The following is a 15,654-nucleotide window of genomic DNA, read 5'->3' as shown; positions in this document are numbered from 1 at the left end:
TGTCGAGGGGCGCTCACGCCCGCGCGAAGCGGTGTTAAATCGCGAATCGTCATTCTCGGAGTGATAGCGGTATCGCAACCGCCCCTCAGGCCACGCTATCCATCATAAATATCTGTAAAATATCGATTTAACGCTACACCAAAAAGCCACAATGCCCGGCCCCGTTGACTTTCATGTCCGACAAATATAATTATCTTATAAATAAGACAGCAGTCTATCGGGAGGGATACGTGTACCTGCATCTTCGCAACGCCTTGCGTGCGTCCAGCGCGCTCGCCATCGCGCTTTTTGCCCAAACCACTTTCATCGAGCCTGCCCTTGCGCAGTCGACCAATTCCGGGGCGGCCGACGCGGCAGCTGACCAGAATTCGGGCCAGGACTCGAGCAGCGACGCCATCGTCGTCACCGGCCTGCGCGCTTCGCTGCGCGACGCCATCAACGCCAAGCGCAACGCCACCGTCGTCACCGAAACGATCAGCGCGAAGGACATCGGCGTCCTGCCCGACGTTACCATCGCGGATTCGCTGGCCCGCCTGCCGGGCGTGACGGCCACGCGCGATCGCGGCAATGCCAGCCAGGCAGCCGTGCGCGGCCTTGGTCCGCGCCTCGTGCTCGGCCTCATCAACGGCCGCGAGGTTGCCTCGTCCGAGCCCGATCGCAACGTCCGCTGGGAAATCTATCCGTCCGAAATCGTCTCGGGTGTGACCGTCTACAAGTCGCAGCAGGCTGACCTGATCGCCGGCGGCGTCGCCGCCACGATCGACATCCGCACCGTGCGCCCGCTCGACTATTCGGGGCCCGCGCTCACCGTACGCGCCGGCGCGCTCTACAACGACGGCGGCAAGGACATTCCGGACTATTCGGGCTGGGGCTCGCGCGGCAGCGCGCAGTATGTCGGCCGCCTGACCGACAACCTCGCCGTGGTCGTCGGCGGCACCTTCCAGCGCCAGAAGAACGGCTTCAACTCGTTCCAGGGCTGGGGCTACAACACGGTCGACACCGGCAGCCCGCCGACCCTCAATGGCGAGCCGATCAACGCTCCCTGGGGCGCGCAGACCGAGGTCAACGGCCTCAAGGAAACCCGCTGGTCGACCACCGGCGCGTTGCAGTGGAAGCCGACCACCGAGTGGGACATCAACCTCGATGTCCTCTATTCCAAGGTGAAGATCGACGAGAACCAGGCTCAGCAGTGGTACGGCAATTCGAACGGCTGGGGCGACTGGGGCGGCACCATCGGCGGCCCGGACGATATCTATCAGGACGGCAACTACACGCTGTCCGGCAACACGATCACCGGCGCGACGCTGAACAACTTCTCGTCGGTCACCAACGCGATCGCCAAGTACACCGAGGACAAGAACCTCTTCGTCACCGGCTTCAACGCCAAGTACGACGATGGCGACTGGACCGCGAAGTTCGACGCGTCCTATTCGCGTGCACGCCGTGACAACACCTGGGGCGCGATTTACACCGAGTCCTACCCCGACACGACGACGTTCTCGACGGGCCGCAACGTGGTACCGACGGTCTCCGTCAGCAATAACCCGGGCGACGTCACCAACCAGACGGTGCCGAGCTACTTCGCCGGCCAGTTCGACGGCCCGCAGCGCCTTCAGGACGACCTCGGCGCCGCGCAGTTCGACGCCTATCGCCACCTCGACAACGGCTTCTTCACCGGCTTCGGCGTGGGCATGCGCTATTCGAACCGCGTAAAGAGCTACCACGCCTCGACGGCTGCGGTTTCGACCAACACCGGCGGCGATCTCTCGATCGATCCCGCGCAGCTCACCGAGTTCTCGGTCGGCACCTTCAACGTGCCCAACCTCATCTGGGGCAACTACAAGGATCTGGCGGCCGCATATCTCACGCTCGCCGATCCGGTTGAGGACCAGTCCCAGTACTGGCGCGTGAAGGAAGACAACTTCGAAGGCTACGTGATGACGGACTTCAAGGGTTCGTTCTTCACCGGCAACCTCGGCGTGCGCTTCGTCAACGTCTCGACCCATTCGGACGCGATCTCATCCGTCACCTCGTGGGACGATGCTCTCCAGGAGAACGTCACCACGACCGCGCCGATCCGCGAGAACAACACCTACTTCCGCGCGCTGCCGAGCCTCAACCTCAACTTCGACCTGACCGACACGCTCAAGCTGCGCGCCGGCATTGCCCGCGTGATGTCGCGTCCGCCGCTTGACGAGCTGCGCGCCAACCTCGCGCTGAGCTACTTCCCGCCGACCAACACCGGCTCGGGCGGTAATCCGCAGCTCAAGCCATTCATGGCGAACCAGGCGGACCTCTCGCTTGAGTGGTACTTCCACAAGGATTCGCTCTTCGCGCTGGCGGGCTACTACAAGGATGTGTCGAGCAACATCGGCTACACCCAGACGCAGCAGATCATCGGCGGCAACAGCTACCAGATCACCGCGCCGGCCAACGGCAAGGGCGGCCACATCGCCGGCATCGAAGGCACGATCCAGACCCCGTTCTACTTCATCGGGCTCAACAACTTCGGCATCTACGCCAACGCCAGCTACGTCGATTCGAACATCAAGGAACTGGCACCCGCCAGCAATCCGTTCCCCGGCGTCGGCCTGACCAAGTTCACCAGCGAGGTCGATCTCTGGTACTCGGCGCACGGCATCGATGCCCGCGTGGCGCTCAAGCATCACAGCCCGTACACCGTGATCTACGGCTGGGATTCCTCGCAGCTGACCCGCCTCGAATCCGAGACGACGCTGGGCGCGAGCATCTCCTATGCGATCAACAAGAGCATCTCGGTCCGCCTCCAGGCCAACAACCTGACCAACCAGGCGGCGCGGTTCTACTGGAACAACGACCCCGACCAGATCGCCCGTTACGAGAAGTACGGCCGCAGCTACCTCGCGGACGTCACCTTCAAGTACTGACACCGATCACGGTTTGGGCCCCGCCTCCATCGGGGCCCGATACCCGGCCTGCCCAAGCGGGCCCAACCTCGAAAAGGGGCGCCACTCCTCCCGGCGCCCCTTTTTTCGTGGCCCTTTCCCGGCCCGCGTCGGCCCGCACAAGGTGACACAGTTGACACTGTTGACACGGTCCTGGCCCAAAACCGTCACCTTGCGCCGCGCCTGTCACCTTGCATCGAAACTGTCACCTTGCGGGCCGCGCCGAGGCGCAGGCCCTCGTCCCACACATCGGCGAACTCTTTCCCCAATCGCGCGCGCAGCCGATAGGCGGACTGGCGGCTCATGCCGACATGCCGCGCCGCCGCAGCGACCGAGGTCGTGCGCGCCAGCGCATGCAGAAAAGTAAGAATCTTCGCCCGGGTCCACCGATAGTCGGCATTGGAGCGGCGGGACTTCGGAGCGGCGCTGTCTGTCGGGATCATGTCCGCGAAATTATCGCAGCGGCCTGCCTGTAGGAAAACGGAATATGCGGATCGCAGAACGCGCGCCGGGTGCCCCGAAGAGCCACCCGGCGACGTTGGCCTTCACCCCGCGGCAGCCACGGAGGTTGGAGCCCCTGCCCTGTCACGCCGCGCCATAGCGAATTGCATGCGCTCGTAGAAACCGATCAGAGCCAGCGAAACCACCGCCACAACCGCGCCCAGCAGCATGTCGATCAGATAATGCGTGCCCTCTACCGGCGTGGACAGCAGCATCGCGACATTGAGCGCCACGATCGGCCAGCGCATCGACGGCATGCGCCACGCCGCAACGATGTAGAGCACCGCCGCCGCCGTGTGGAAGCTGGGCGCCGACACGATACCGCGCAGCTTCGCCAGATCGACGATATGCACGCTGTGCGCCCGCAGCGCGGGGATCAGGCCGGACTGCCAAAGCTCGCTCTCAGGCATGTAGGGGATCGCGCCATGCCACAGGTGGGAGAACGGCCCGACCGCCGGCATCAGGCTGAACACGGCCAGGGTAATAACCGCCGCCAGCCAGAACCCGGCAATGAACCGGTAGGCCTCTGCATGCTGCCCGGCCCGTGCCTTGGCCCATAGCAACAGCGCGGGCGTGACATAGATGCTGCGATAGGCTGCCGTCCCCAACAGTTGGAGTACGGGATGGGCGGCCACCGTGCGGTACCAGCCCAGCCAGTTGAACCCCAGAGCCTCATCCACGCGCTGCAAGGCGACATCCGCATAGCCGTGCGTCAGCGCCGCCACCGGATAGCTCGCGGTGGCGCCCATCAGCGAAATCAGCGTGAACAGCCCGGCATATTCGCAGAAGCGCGCAACCGGCACCGCGTGCCGCCACGCCGTGCGCGGCAATCCGAAGCGCAGCGACAGCAGTACCGCCCCGGCCGCATAGTACGGCAGATTACCCGCACGCCAGGGGTCGATGTGCAGCCCGGCGGCATGCATCAAGGCAGAGAGCGCGAACAGGCTGAGCAAAAGCGCGGTCAGGAAATGCCGCGTGATGGACGGCCCGGCCTCCCTCACGGCCGCCAGCGCGGGCGTAACAAGCTCATCGGCCATTGCTGAATCCACGCCTGCGGTGGAGGGCACGGGCCAGGACGGCTGCATCAAAGTCATTACGGTATGTCCAGGGCAGGTATGAGGGCAGACGGCGACGTGGGTGGCGACCAGCCCGAGTCACGCTTAAGGATGGATGAACCGGATACTCGAAGGCGCTCGAAACCGGCAGCTGAAATGTATGTTGGGGGAAACCGGGCGCTTCGGCAAGACCGTGTTGCAGTTCGTCCGGCGCATCGGCGCAACGGCATTCGATTGCCTCGCCGCCGCCATCCCGCTCCCGAATTTTATCGGCGGCCAATCTGGCTAATCAGGGTTCTGGGCATGCCGCTGACCGCACCGTTCCTAATGCATTAAGGTGCCTCCTAGCCGCCCATAACGTGGATTTAACCCATCACATCCATCGTTTACCTCTCGATTAGGAGGGGACGATCATGCACCGGTTGGCATTGGGATTGATACTGGCAACGGCAGTCGCTGCGCCCGCATGGGCTGAGGCTCCGGGAGCCAGGCAGCTCACTCCGGACCAGAAAGGCTATATCGTCTACGACCAGTGCATGATGCATGCCGCGATCAGGGCCTCGCACACCGACGCCAAAGATGATGAAATTTTCGACATGTCCAAAGCCGCCTGCGCTTCGACCCGCGCGGCAGTGATTTTGGGGCAAGAGAACAATGCGGAGTTCCTCGCCGCGCTCGATGCCGCAGATGCGGATAAATCGGCCCGATTCCCCGCGTGGATCAAGGGCGTACGGGCGCGCCGAGCGGTCTATGATGCGCGACCGGCGACCCCGGCAGCGACTCCTCCCCGCTAGGACGATTCGCTGAGCGCATCATTCCGCGCCTCCAAGCCCTCTCCATCCTCGTCATCCCCGCGAAGGCGGGGATCCCGCTCTTTTAAAAGCACGCAGAGACGCGGAGACGCAGAGGGATCGTGCTTGCACTGAAATCTCTACGTCTCCGCGTCTCTGCGTGCCCAAATAAAGCGGGGCCCCCGCCTTCGCGGGGGCGACGGTGGTGTTAGGCCGCTCGCTCGTCACCATTATCCAGCGCATTGGCGCCGAGGCTTTGGCGCCCTACTTCGCGGACTTCGTGTAAGTCTTCGAAAGGAAGTCCATCACCGGCAGCACTTCGTGCCGCTTGAGATCGAACCACGCGGCGTTTTCCCAGTTGGAGCCGGTGCCCCAGCGCGTCTTGCACTGGGTCGAGACCCAGTCGGGTGCCCAGTAGACGACGCCGTTGCCGCCCGCGTCGACCACCGTCTGCGTCAGGTCTTCCAGATACTTGAGCTGGCCCTGCGGGGTCGCCGGATAGCCCGGAACCAGCGAGTCCGTGCCCAGCAGGTTGGGCGAGGCGTCGGCGCTCTCCTCGGTAAAGGGATAGGCCGTCTCTACCACCATGACATCGGCGCCGTAGCGCTGGTGCGCGGCGGTGATCACTTTGCTCAGACCGGCGAAGTTATATTTCGACCACTTCGAATAGTAGCTGATGCCGATGATGTCGTAATCGAGCACGCCCGCTGCCGTGGCATCGTCGAACCACGGTAGGACGTTTTCGGGCTGGGCGATGTGGAGCATCACCTTGATCGGCTTGCCCGCCGCCTTCGATGCCTCGCGCACGGCGGCGACACCGGCATTGATGAGGCGCGCGTTGCGCTTCCAGTCGATCGGCTTGTCCTTGGTGCCGCCCATGACTTCGGGGTTGGTCTCGTTGCCGACCTGCACCAGTTCGGGCAGTTCGCCCGCAGCGTTCAACTTCGCGAGGACATCGCGCGTATAATCATGGACCGCGCGGACCTGATCGTCCGTGCTCAGCCCGGCCCAGGCCTTGGGGGCGATCTGCTTGTCACCGTCGGCCCAGTCGTCCGAGTAATGGAAGTCCAGCAGGACCTGCAGGCCCGCCGCATGGGCACGGCGAATGGTCTTCAACACGTCTTCATAGTTCGAATAGTGCGTCCAATCCGGATTGTTCCAGATACGCACGCGCATGATGTTGCCGCCCTTCTGCTTGAGCAGCACGAAAGGATCGACCGGCTTGCCGTTCTGGCGGAACACCGCGCCGCAGTCCGCCATCTCGTTGGCGAAGGAAAGGTCGGCGCCAAGGTAGAGCGTGCGGCCCGCTTCCGCGGCATGGGCCTGTGCGGCGGTCAACAGCGCGGCAAATGCCAGCACGGGGCGAAGGGACTTCATGGAACCGGTGTCCTTCAGGAGTGGAAGCTGAGATCGATCGATGCGGGCGCCAGCCCGGCGCCGGAGACAGTGACGCGTACCGCGCCACTTTGCCCCGTGCCTTGCACGATCGCTTGCGCAAGGCCGTTGAAGGCCTTGCGCGTGGTGCCCTTGTCAGGCTCCGTCGACGTCGGATTGCCGTTGCCGAGGCCGATGATCCGGCCCGGTCCGGAAACCGCGAAGCTGAGGGCATCGTCGGCGGTGGGGACGGGGTTGCCCGCCCGGTCGAGTACTTCGATGCGCAGCACGGCCGCATCCGCAATGGCCGCCGTGTAGCGCTTGCGGTCGGCGGTGAGACGCAGCTTTGCAGGGGCTCCGGCCGTCATCCGCGTGTCGCTGGCCGCCAGACGGCCGCCGTTGTAGCCGCGCGCCTCCAGTTTGCCGGGGGCGTAAGGTACCTGCCATTCGAGATGGCCGTTACGCGGCATCGGCTTGCGGCCAAGGCTCTTGCCGTTGAGGAGAAGCTCGATCTCCTCGCAGTTGCCGTGCGCCCAGACCGGGATCGCCTGCCCGTCTCGCCCCGCCCAGTTCCAGTGCGGCAGCAAGTGGACCAGCGGCTGGTCCGGCCGCCACCACGCGCGGTAGTAGAAGTAGTTGTCCTTGGCGAAACCGCACAAGTCCATCGCGCCGAAGTAGCTGGAAACGCTGGGGAACGCCGGATAGGGCGTGGGCTCACCGCGATAGTCGAACCCGGTCCAGATGAAGCCACCGGCGATGTAGGGGGCATTGGCAACGATGGTCCACCACTCCTCGGCGGTGGAGGCCCACCAGGGGTGTTCGGTGTCGTAGGCCTTCACGATATGGCGCGCGGCATCGTTTTCGTAAGCGCCGCGAGTGGACACGGTGCTGCCGGTCTCGGTGCCGATCACCGGCTTGTTCGGGTGGCGTTCGTGCCAGGCGGGGATCTTGTCGGTACGGTAATTGAAGCCGACCACATCCACCGCATCGGCCGCGCCGCTGTCCCAGCCCTGGTCCATCGCCTGCGTGGTGAGGCGCGTGGAATCGAGCACCTTGCAGCGTGCGACCAGTTCCGCCGAAATGCGACGGCCGCGCTCGGTGCCCTGATGGCCTTCCTCGTTGCCCACCGACCACAGGATCACCGAAGGGTGGTTGCGCGAGGAGAGGATCATCCGCTCCAGCTCGTCCATCGCTTCGGGATTAGTGGTGTTGAGCCGCGTTTCGGCCAGCATCATCATGCCCTTGCGGTCACACAAGTCGAGCAGCGCCTGCGCGGGCGGGTTGTGGGCGCTGCGCCAGGCGTTGACGCCCATCTCGATCGAGCGGTCCACCCGCCATTCGTGCAGCGCATCGGGGATCGCGGTGCCGACGCCCGCATGGTCCTGATGGTTGCAGACGCCCATCAGCTTCACGTTGCGGCCGTTGATGGTGAAGCCCTTCACCGCGTCGAAAGTGACGGTGCGCACGCCGAAGGTGGTTTCATAGCGGTCCACCGCCGCGCCATCGCGCAGTACTTCGGTGACGAGCGTGTAGAGGTTGGGCGAAGCGGGCGACCAGAGTTGCGGCGCGCGGATGTGCAGGTCCTGCCCGATCTCGGTGCTGGCAAGCGGTTCCAGCGCGACCTGCCGGTCGTCCGCCCGTGCGACTTCCCGTCCGGCGCCATCGCGGATGCTCTGGCGCAGCGTGACGGCGGACTTGCCCTCCCCGGCATTGGCCAGCGTGGTCAGCAGCGACACTCCGGCACCGGCCGCATCGATGGCGGTGCGCACGCAAGTGCCCCACTGCGGCACGTGGGCCGCATCGGCGCTGACGAGGCGGACATTGCGGTAGATCCCCGCGCCTTCGTAGAACCAGCCCTCCCCCAGCGAGGCGTCCACGCGCAGGGCAAGCTGGTTAGGGCCCCCGTCATAGTCGAGGAAATCGGCGATATTGACGCGGAACGGCGCATAGCCGCTCTCGCTGCCCCCCGCCTCGAAGCCGTTGACGAAGACCTTGCTGGCGCGGAACACGCCGTCGAACTCAAGCCAGACCGCGCGGCCCTTATCTGCGGCGCCGACCGGCAGGCGCAGGCGGTACCAACCGACGCTGTTCTGCGGGAAAGCACGGCCAATCGCCTTGAACCCGTGCGCGGCTACGGCATCGGCCTTGTCCTCGGGCGCGGGCGTCGCGGGAGGCGCATAGGGCAAGTCCACCGCCCAGTCGTGCGGAACCGAGACTTCCGCCCAGCCGTTCTCGTCGAAGTCGGCCACGGCGGCCGGCGAGGTGACGAGGCCGGGCTTGGCGTAAGTCCGCTGGTTGATCCCCCAGTCGAAGTCCTTGCTCATGTCCGCCGCATGGCCGGGATGGAAGCGCCAGCCGCGATCGAGCAGCCATGTGCGGCGCGGGCTCGGCACGGCGACAGGCGTATTCTCGGGAAGAGCCAGAGCGGTCTGCGGCAGGCTGGCAGCGGCCACGCCCGCTACGCCCAACACCATGGCATGGCGACGGTCGGTACGCATTCCAGCGACTTCTACGGGGGGAATTCCGGGGACTTCGGTCATTGCTTGGAGGGGCTCTCGTAGCTGTTTCCGGCGCGAATGGGGAGTCCACCCCGTCGCGCACGGGCCGGACTCATCGCCGCTCTGCCATTTTTTCGGATTTATATGATATATACGCTCAATGGGTCAATCCGGCGCGATACCGGCCTCGATCAGACCCGATTGGCGGCGCTTTCGTTGTGGTCGATGGCGACAAGAGCCTCAACGATGATACGCTCCATCCGCTCGCGCGCGCGCTGCGGATCGCGGGCGAGGATCGCCTCCATCACCCCCTCGTGCGCATCAAGGTCACCACTGCGGCCGACGATCCGGTTGGTATAGCGGATCGAGGTCTTGAGCGCAGTAGAGACGACATCGCGGAACTGGCCGAAGAACGGATTGCCCGAGGCCTTGAGGATGGCGACATGGAACGCCACGTCGGCTTCCAACACGTCATCACGCCCGGCCTCGGCCGCCTGCATCCGCGCGAAGCCCGCCTCGATCAGCGCCCGGCCATCGTCGTCGGCGGCCTGTGCGGCCAACGCGGCGGCGGCGGGCTCGATCGCCACGCGAAGCTGGCTGAACTGCTTGAGCAGATCGATGGAAAAGCTGCGGTCGAGCATCCAGCGCAGCACATCGGTGTCGAACAGGTTCCATTGGCTGACCGGCTGGATCATCGTCCCCTGACGCGGCCGCGCGGTGACAAGGCCCTTGGCCGTGAGCATCTTGACCGCCTCCCGCGTGACCGAGCGGCTTACGCCGTGCTGCTGCGACAATTCGGCCTCGGTGGGAAAGGAGCGCCCCTCGTAAGCGTGGCCCACGATCTGCGACCCCAGCCGGTCCAGCAGTCCGTAAGTCAGATTGCGCCCGAGCGCCTCGCGATTTTCATGCGGATCGATGGGCATGCGTAGTCCCGGCACCTCTCAGTCTATTTAATCATATAAATAGGCAAAGACCGGGGATGGGCAAGCGGAAACACCCTTGGATACGCCAAGGAAATCGGATCGTTTGCGTCACCACAAGTATTTGATGCGGCAGCCATTTGAACGCCGGAATAGCGAAGGCCCGGCGCGAGACGGTTCGCGCCGGGCCCTCTCCTGTCGGGACATTACTGCCGTGCTGGCCCGAGCCCCCACGGGCCGGCACGGCAGGTGGTATCCGCGATCAGGCCATCAGGATCTTGTCGAGCGCGAGGCGGAACTTCTGCATGTCCTCTGCCGACCCCACCGTGACGCGCGACATGCTGGGGTAAGCGCTCCAGCCACGGCCGATCTGCACGCCTTGCGCAAGGAAGGCGGCCATCATCTCCTTGGGCGTCTTGCCGTTCCAGTCGACCATGAACATGTTCGCGTGGCTGCCGGGCAGAACCTTGAGGCCGCGTCGCTCGATATGGGCGATGGTCTCCTCGCGCGCGGCGATCATCTGGTCGCGGCGGGCCTTGATCTGGTCGGCCAGCGGCAGCGAGGCGGTTCCGCAGGCGACCGCCGTCATCGGCAGCATCGAGGTGACCTGACCGCCATCGTAGCGCATCATCTTCTCGTGCAGGGACTTCGCGCCGAGCGTCAGGCCAAGGCGCATGCCCGCCATGCCGAACAGCTTGGAGAACGTGCGCATCACCAGCACATCGTCGCGCGAGGCGGCCAGTTTGGCGGCGTTTTCGGTGCCTGCGAAGTGGATATAGGCCTCGTCCACCAGCAGGATCGCGTCCTTGGGCTTGTTCTCGGCCAGCCAGGTGATGTCCGCGATGGGCGTCAGCGTGCCGGTCGGGTTGTTGGGCGAGCAGATGTAGTAGAGCCCGGCGTTGGGATCGGCCGCCAGCATGGCTTTCACGTCATGGCGATAGTCCGAGGTGAGCGGCACTTTGGTCACTTTGGCGCCGATCCATGCGCCGGTGCGCCAGATCGCCTCGTAGGTCGGGTCCGCCGTGACGATCCCGCGCGAGGGCGAGGCGAACGTGATCGCGGTGCGGCTGAGCGGATCGCTCGATCCCGGCCAGGCGACCACATGGTCCTGCGGGATGCCCTCCACTTGCGCGACGGTGGCAAAGAGCTTGGCGTGCTCGTCATTGGGTTCGTAGCGGTTGCCCTGCATGACGATGGCCATGGCGGCCTGCGCGCCGGCAGGCAACGGGCCGGTCCAGCACTCGTTGGCGCCGATCCGCACCGCGCCGGCCACGGCCTTGGCGGCCTGCTGCGCGGAAGCGGGCATGGCTTGCGCCACGGCCAGGCCGCCGCCCAGCAGTGCCGCGATCTTGCCTATGTTGCGGCGTGAATAGCCGCGCTCCAGAAGGTCTTGCGTGACCTCTTCGCCGCCGATCCGTTCGGCCAGCATGTCTTTCTCAAGCTGCATCCTTCGAACTCCTTCCAGCCAATTTACGTCAGATTTTCAGTGCATTGTGGAACATGACCATGGAGATCACGATCAGGTAGATGCCGAACACGCGCTTCAGCATGCGCGGCTCCAGCCAGTGGGCGGCCGCCACGCCCAGCGGCGCGGTCAGGAGCGACATCGAGGCGATGGCCAGCGTCGCAGGCATGTTGACGAAGCCGAGCGAACCCCACGGCAGGCCCTTCTCGTGCATGCCGATGATGGCGAAGCCGATGGCGCTGGGAATGGCGATCAGCGTGCCCACCCCCGATGCCGTGCCGACCGCGCGGTGGATCGAGCGGCCGCAGAGCGTCATCACCATGATCGCGATGGTGCCGCCGCCGATGCCCAGCAGCGAGGAAAAGGTGCCCAGCCCGCCCGCGATGCCGACGCGCAGGATGCCCGAGGGCATCTGGTCAGTGATGACCTTGTCCCCCACGCGCGGGACCAGGAAGTTGAGGCTCATGAGCAGCACGCCCGAGGCGAAGACCATGGTCAGCACTTTGCCGTCCACATGGCTCGCCAGCACCACGCCCACGCCGTCTCCCAGCACCACCCAGGGCGCCCATGACTTGAGGATCTCGAAATCGACCGACCCGCGCTTGGAATGGCTCATGACCGAGCGGATCGAGGTGACGATGATCGTCGCCGCCGATGTGCCGATGGCAACGTGTGCATACTGTGCGTGATCGCCGCCGAGCAGCGGCAGCATCAGCAGAAGCGCGGGGACGACGATGAAGCCGCCGCCGATCCCGAAGACGCCCCCTGCGAAGCCGGCGACGAGACCGGCTGCCAGCAGACCGAGCGCCGGGACCAACCAACTCAAGTCAGATACCATCACTATCGCAACTCCCTGAATGATCCTGGTTGTGGACTCTGCCCCCGGACGAACCGGGAGCAGTGCCAATGCAAACACTATTCATCAGAACTTCACCGAAACCCGGCCGTAGTAATAACCGCCATTGATTCCGTAAGGTGAAATGGTGGGGTAAATATTGGACGCGTACGTACTCGAACCCGACGCCAACTGTGCGGCACGAATATTTTCGTAGGAACGATTGGTCGGATACTTGTTGAACAGGTTGTTCGCGCCGATCGAAAGCTTGATGTTCTCGGTTGCCTTGAAGCCCAGTTCGAGATCGGTGATGAAGGCGGACTTGACCGGAACCTCAAGGTCCTGCCCGGCGATCGGGCTGCCGCCCGGCGCGGTTTCGAGGGCGAAGACCTTCGAATAGTAGCTTTCGCGCAAGTTCACCGAGAACCGGCTCGATTCCCAGAAGGCCCCCAGCGTCGCGCGGACCTTGGGCGTGCTGTGCTCCAGCGTGACGACGTTGTACTTGCTGATGAGCGCCGATTTCGAGGGATCGACCGTGCTGGTGTAGAGCGCGTCGGGCAGGTCGGCGATCTTCTTGACCTTGTTGTCGTTGTAGTTGGCGGAGAAGGTCCAGTTGATCTCGCCGATGCCGGTCGGCATGTCGTAGCTGGCCATGAAGTCCACGCCGCGCGTGCGCATATCGGCACCGTTGACGAAGGACTGGACCGAAACCGTGCCGCTGGTGTTGCGATAGCCGTTGACGTCGGTCAGCACGTAGCTCGGGATTTCGCCGCCCAGCGCCGAGGCCACTGCATCGAACACCGCCTGCTGGTTGTAGAGATTGTAGTTGTCGGTGGTGTAGGGCACGCAACTGGCGGCATTGGAACCGGCATAGCCCGCCGGGCAGTACTGGCCGTTGAAGCCGTAGAACGAGCTGGAGATCATGATGCGATCGCGGATCTCGATCCAGTAGGCATCGAGCGTGATGCTGACCCGCGAGTCCGGGGTGAAGACCACACCGGCGCTGAAGTTGGTCGATTTCTCAGGCTTGAGGCCGCCGAACCCGAGCGAGGCTGCTGCGGCAGAGTTGGCAGGCAACACGCCCGAAACCGAGCTTGGGCCGACGTTGATGCCCGAATAAAAGCCTTCCGCCAAAGTCGGCGCGCGGAAGCCGGTTGATACGGTGCCGCGCACCGCGAAGGCGTCGGAGATGTCGTAGCGCGAGGTCAGCTTGAACACGGTGGTCGAGCCGAAGTCGCTGTAGTGCTCGTGGCGGACCGCGCCGTCGACCAGCCACCCCGGCACCGGTTTGAGCGAAATATCGAGGTATTGCGAGAAGTTGGTGCGGTTGTAATTGCCCGCATCGTTCGGGCTGTAGCCGAAGAACGACTGGGCGCCGCTGCCGTAGTAGGACGCCGGATCGCCCGCGACGATACCGTACGTCTCGCGCCGCCATTCAAGGCCGCCGGCAATGTTCATCGGTTCGGACAGGCCGATGTCGAGCGGGTAGGTCAGGTCGAGCGTGTTGCTCCACTGCGATGCCTTGAAATCGCCGTTGTGGAACTCGGTCGGCGTGAAGCCGGTGTTCTTGTAGAGCGAGGCGTTGGCCGAATTCTCGACATAGACGCCCACGAAATCGTCGCCGTACGTGGAGGAGAGATCGAAATCGAGATCGCCGAACTTGCCCTTGAGGCCCCCTGCCACCGAGTAATCGGTCTCGCGAATGGCCTCGAACGGGGCAAAGCCGGTCGGGAACAGCGGAACCCCGGCGGCCGACACGACGATGCCCGGCGTGCGATAGTTCTCATAGGCGCGGGCATATTTGTGGCCGTAGCTGCCGAAGCTGTAGAGTTCGAAATCGCCCGAGGTCCAGCCGGCGTTGTACATCGCGGTGGTCTGTTCGATCTGCGGATCGCCGGCGATGCGGTTGACGTATGGGTAGTACTTCTGGTCCACCAGATCGGGGAACTTGGTCAGGTTGCCCTGCGCCACCGCGTTGTCGCCATAGACGCGCGGGTCGATGTCGCCCCGGAAGCTGAAGCCTTTCTTCTTTTTCTGGACGGTCAGGCTGACATAGGAATTCTCGATCGGCGCGAAACCGACGTTACCCGAAACGCTGTAGGTATCGCCGCCCTGGTCCATGTATTGGCCAAGAGTGCCGTTCAGCACGCCGCCGTGGTCGTTGTCCTTGAGGATGATGTTGATGACGCCGGCGATGGCATCGGTGCCGTACTGCGCGGCCGCGCCGTCCTGAAGCACCTCGATATGGGCGATGGCATCGTTCGGAATGAAGCTCATGTCTGGCGCGGCGCTGCCGCCGAAGGGGCCTCCCGCGACCGAGACGTTGGCGGTGCCGTGGCGACGCTTGCCGTTGATGAGGATCAGCGTGTGGTTGGGGCTCAGCCCGCGCAGCTTCATTTGCAGGTTGTGCGCCTGGAGATCGCTGCCAAAGGCTTGCGCCTGGATCGATGGCAGGTTCTGCGAAAGGCTCTGGATCAGGTCCGGCTGGCCGGTGCGGGCGAGCGCTTCGCTGGTCATGATCTGGATCGGCGCCGGGCTCTCGGTCGCCTTCATGCCGATGGTGCGCGTGCCGGTGACGATGATCGCGCCGCCCGAAGCGTCCGCAGTGGAAGCCTCCGGTGCGGGCTCGGCCGGTTCTTCGGCCAAGGCCGGTGTTGCCCCGAATAGAAGCGCTGCCGCCAGCGCCGTTGCCGATACGGATACCCTGTCTGTCATCTAGGCCCCCTTGCCTGGTTTTGCTCCACGGTTGCGGCCTCTCCCTGTTTTCCCGCGGTCATCGCCGCCCCTGCACCTGCCAGACGCACGCCTTCCCCCTCGGGCCCGACGAATGGGCCAGAGGCCGGTCAACGGCCTGAAGCCGTCCGGAAATGACGTGCGCGCGAATGCCCCCGGCCCGCCCCCCGGGGACCGGAACTGACTGTGCCCGGGCGAACGTGCCGCGAGTTCAGCGCGTTTTTGGAAACGGTGCGACCCGATGGCGGCCCCTCGAAGCAGTTCGAGTGGGCGGCGATACGGCGATCACGTCATGGCATGAGTCCCGATCCCGGCTGACGCCGTCAATCGCTGCGGCCGGGCAAACGCGCCCTGCCGCACGGACACGCTTAGCGTGACCACGTTCCCAGAATTAAATTCGGATAATCAGAAAGCCCCAAGAAACGATTTCTGCGATTCGTTCTTAAAATCAGCACAGGTACGCGAATTCATGACGAACATTGACCAGCCCCCTCATAAGTTGGTCCAGCGCGTTCCTATCTGACATCGACCCCGAGAAATTTTATTTCATTTCTGTTT

General features: G+C 64.3%; 11 protein-coding genes. 3 read left to right on the top strand and 8 right to left on the bottom strand.

The annotated features are described in order from the left end of the window. Positions 1 to 230 precede the first annotated feature (230 nt). Positions 231 to 2,906, top strand: a complete 2,676-nt coding sequence (locus tag EDF56_RS15590) for a TonB-dependent receptor (RefSeq protein WP_165912206.1) — start codon at positions 231 to 233, stop codon at positions 2,904 to 2,906. A 185-nt stretch (positions 2,907 to 3,091) separates the two neighbouring features. Here the strand turns inward: EDF56_RS15590 and EDF56_RS15585 are convergent, their stop codons facing one another. After that, entirely contained in the window at positions 3,092 to 3,367 is a 276-nt protein-coding gene (locus EDF56_RS15585) for a LysR family transcriptional regulator (RefSeq protein ID WP_132389009.1), read from the bottom strand. Between the two features lie 102 nt (positions 3,368 to 3,469). Beyond that, complete coding sequence (locus EDF56_RS15580; protein ID WP_243652628.1) at positions 3,470 to 4,462, bottom strand: phosphatase PAP2 family protein; 993 nt, start codon at positions 4,460 to 4,462, stop codon at positions 3,470 to 3,472. A 133-nt stretch (positions 4,463 to 4,595) separates the two neighbouring features. Here EDF56_RS15580 and EDF56_RS25950 point away from each other — a divergent pair, with 133 nt between their 5' ends. After that, on the top strand, positions 4,596 to 4,769 hold the full coding sequence (locus EDF56_RS25950; RefSeq protein ID WP_165912205.1) for a hypothetical protein: 174 nt from the start codon (positions 4,596 to 4,598) through the stop codon (positions 4,767 to 4,769). Between the two features lie 124 nt (positions 4,770 to 4,893). Next, on the top strand, positions 4,894 to 5,274 hold the full coding sequence (locus tag EDF56_RS15575; protein ID WP_132389005.1) for a hypothetical protein: 381 nt from the start codon (positions 4,894 to 4,896) through the stop codon (positions 5,272 to 5,274). A 261-nt stretch (positions 5,275 to 5,535) separates the two neighbouring features. Here the strand turns inward: EDF56_RS15575 and EDF56_RS15570 are convergent, their stop codons facing one another. From EDF56_RS15570 to EDF56_RS15545, 6 genes are all read right to left on the bottom strand, one after another. Then, complete coding sequence (locus EDF56_RS15570; protein ID WP_132389003.1) at positions 5,536 to 6,648, bottom strand: glycosyl hydrolase 53 family protein; 1,113 nt, start codon at positions 6,646 to 6,648, stop codon at positions 5,536 to 5,538. Between the two features lie 14 nt (positions 6,649 to 6,662). Beyond that, positions 6,663 to 9,143: a beta-galactosidase GalA gene (gene galA, locus EDF56_RS15565; RefSeq protein ID WP_132389001.1), complete on the bottom strand. Its 2,481-nt coding sequence runs from the start codon at positions 9,141 to 9,143 to the stop codon at positions 6,663 to 6,665. 191 nt (positions 9,144 to 9,334) lie between these two features. Beyond that, on the bottom strand, positions 9,335 to 10,066 hold the full coding sequence (locus EDF56_RS15560) for an FCD domain-containing protein (protein WP_132388999.1): 732 nt from the start codon (positions 10,064 to 10,066) through the stop codon (positions 9,335 to 9,337). Between the two features lie 259 nt (positions 10,067 to 10,325). Further along, positions 10,326 to 11,510: a pyridoxal phosphate-dependent aminotransferase gene (locus EDF56_RS15555; RefSeq protein WP_207904718.1), complete on the bottom strand. Its 1,185-nt coding sequence runs from the start codon at positions 11,508 to 11,510 to the stop codon at positions 10,326 to 10,328. Positions 11,511 to 11,538: 28 nt separating this feature from the next. Next, the gene (locus tag EDF56_RS15550; RefSeq protein WP_132389574.1) at positions 11,539 to 12,366 is read right to left on the bottom strand and encodes a sulfite exporter TauE/SafE family protein; all 828 of its coding nucleotides are present in this window, start codon (positions 12,364 to 12,366) and stop codon (positions 11,539 to 11,541) included. 84 nt (positions 12,367 to 12,450) lie between these two features. Beyond that, on the bottom strand, positions 12,451 to 15,078 hold the full coding sequence (locus EDF56_RS15545; RefSeq protein ID WP_132388997.1) for a TonB-dependent receptor: 2,628 nt from the start codon (positions 15,076 to 15,078) through the stop codon (positions 12,451 to 12,453). Between the last annotated feature and the right edge of the window lie 576 nt (positions 15,079 to 15,654).

Source organism: Novosphingobium sp. PhB165 (assembly GCF_004341845.1).
GTDB lineage: Bacteria > Pseudomonadota > Alphaproteobacteria > Sphingomonadales > Sphingomonadaceae > Novosphingobium.
Note: the sequence above shows the minus strand (reverse complement) of the source record. Positions and strands in the feature narration are given on the sequence as shown.

Bases quoted from the DNA above. Each gene is read 5' to 3' on its own strand.
- EDF56_RS15585 (WP_132389009.1), bottom strand. From the start codon at position 3,367: ATGATCCCGACAGACAGCGCCGCTCCGAAGTCCCGCCGCTCCAATGCC.
- EDF56_RS15580 (WP_243652628.1), bottom strand. From the start codon at position 4,462: ATGGCCGATGAGCTTGTTACGCCCGCGCTGGCGGCCGTGAGGGAGGCC.
- EDF56_RS25950 (WP_165912205.1), top strand. From the start codon at position 4,596: ATGAACCGGATACTCGAAGGCGCTCGAAACCGGCAGCTGAAATGTATG.
- EDF56_RS15575 (WP_132389005.1), top strand. From the start codon at position 4,894: ATGCACCGGTTGGCATTGGGATTGATACTGGCAACGGCAGTCGCTGCG.
- EDF56_RS15570 (WP_132389003.1), bottom strand. From the start codon at position 6,648: ATGAAGTCCCTTCGCCCCGTGCTGGCATTTGCCGCGCTGTTGACCGCC.
- galA (WP_132389001.1), bottom strand. From the start codon at position 9,143: ATGCGTACCGACCGTCGCCATGCCATGGTGTTGGGCGTAGCGGGCGTG.
- EDF56_RS15560 (WP_132388999.1), bottom strand. From the start codon at position 10,066: ATGCCCATCGATCCGCATGAAAATCGCGAGGCGCTCGGGCGCAATCTG.
- EDF56_RS15555 (WP_207904718.1), bottom strand. From the start codon at position 11,510: ATGCAGCTTGAGAAAGACATGCTGGCCGAACGGATCGGCGGCGAAGAG.
- EDF56_RS15550 (WP_132389574.1), bottom strand. From the start codon at position 12,366: ATGGTATCTGACTTGAGTTGGTTGGTCCCGGCGCTCGGTCTGCTGGCA.
- EDF56_RS15545 (WP_132388997.1), bottom strand. From the start codon at position 15,078: ATGACAGACAGGGTATCCGTATCGGCAACGGCGCTGGCGGCAGCGCTT.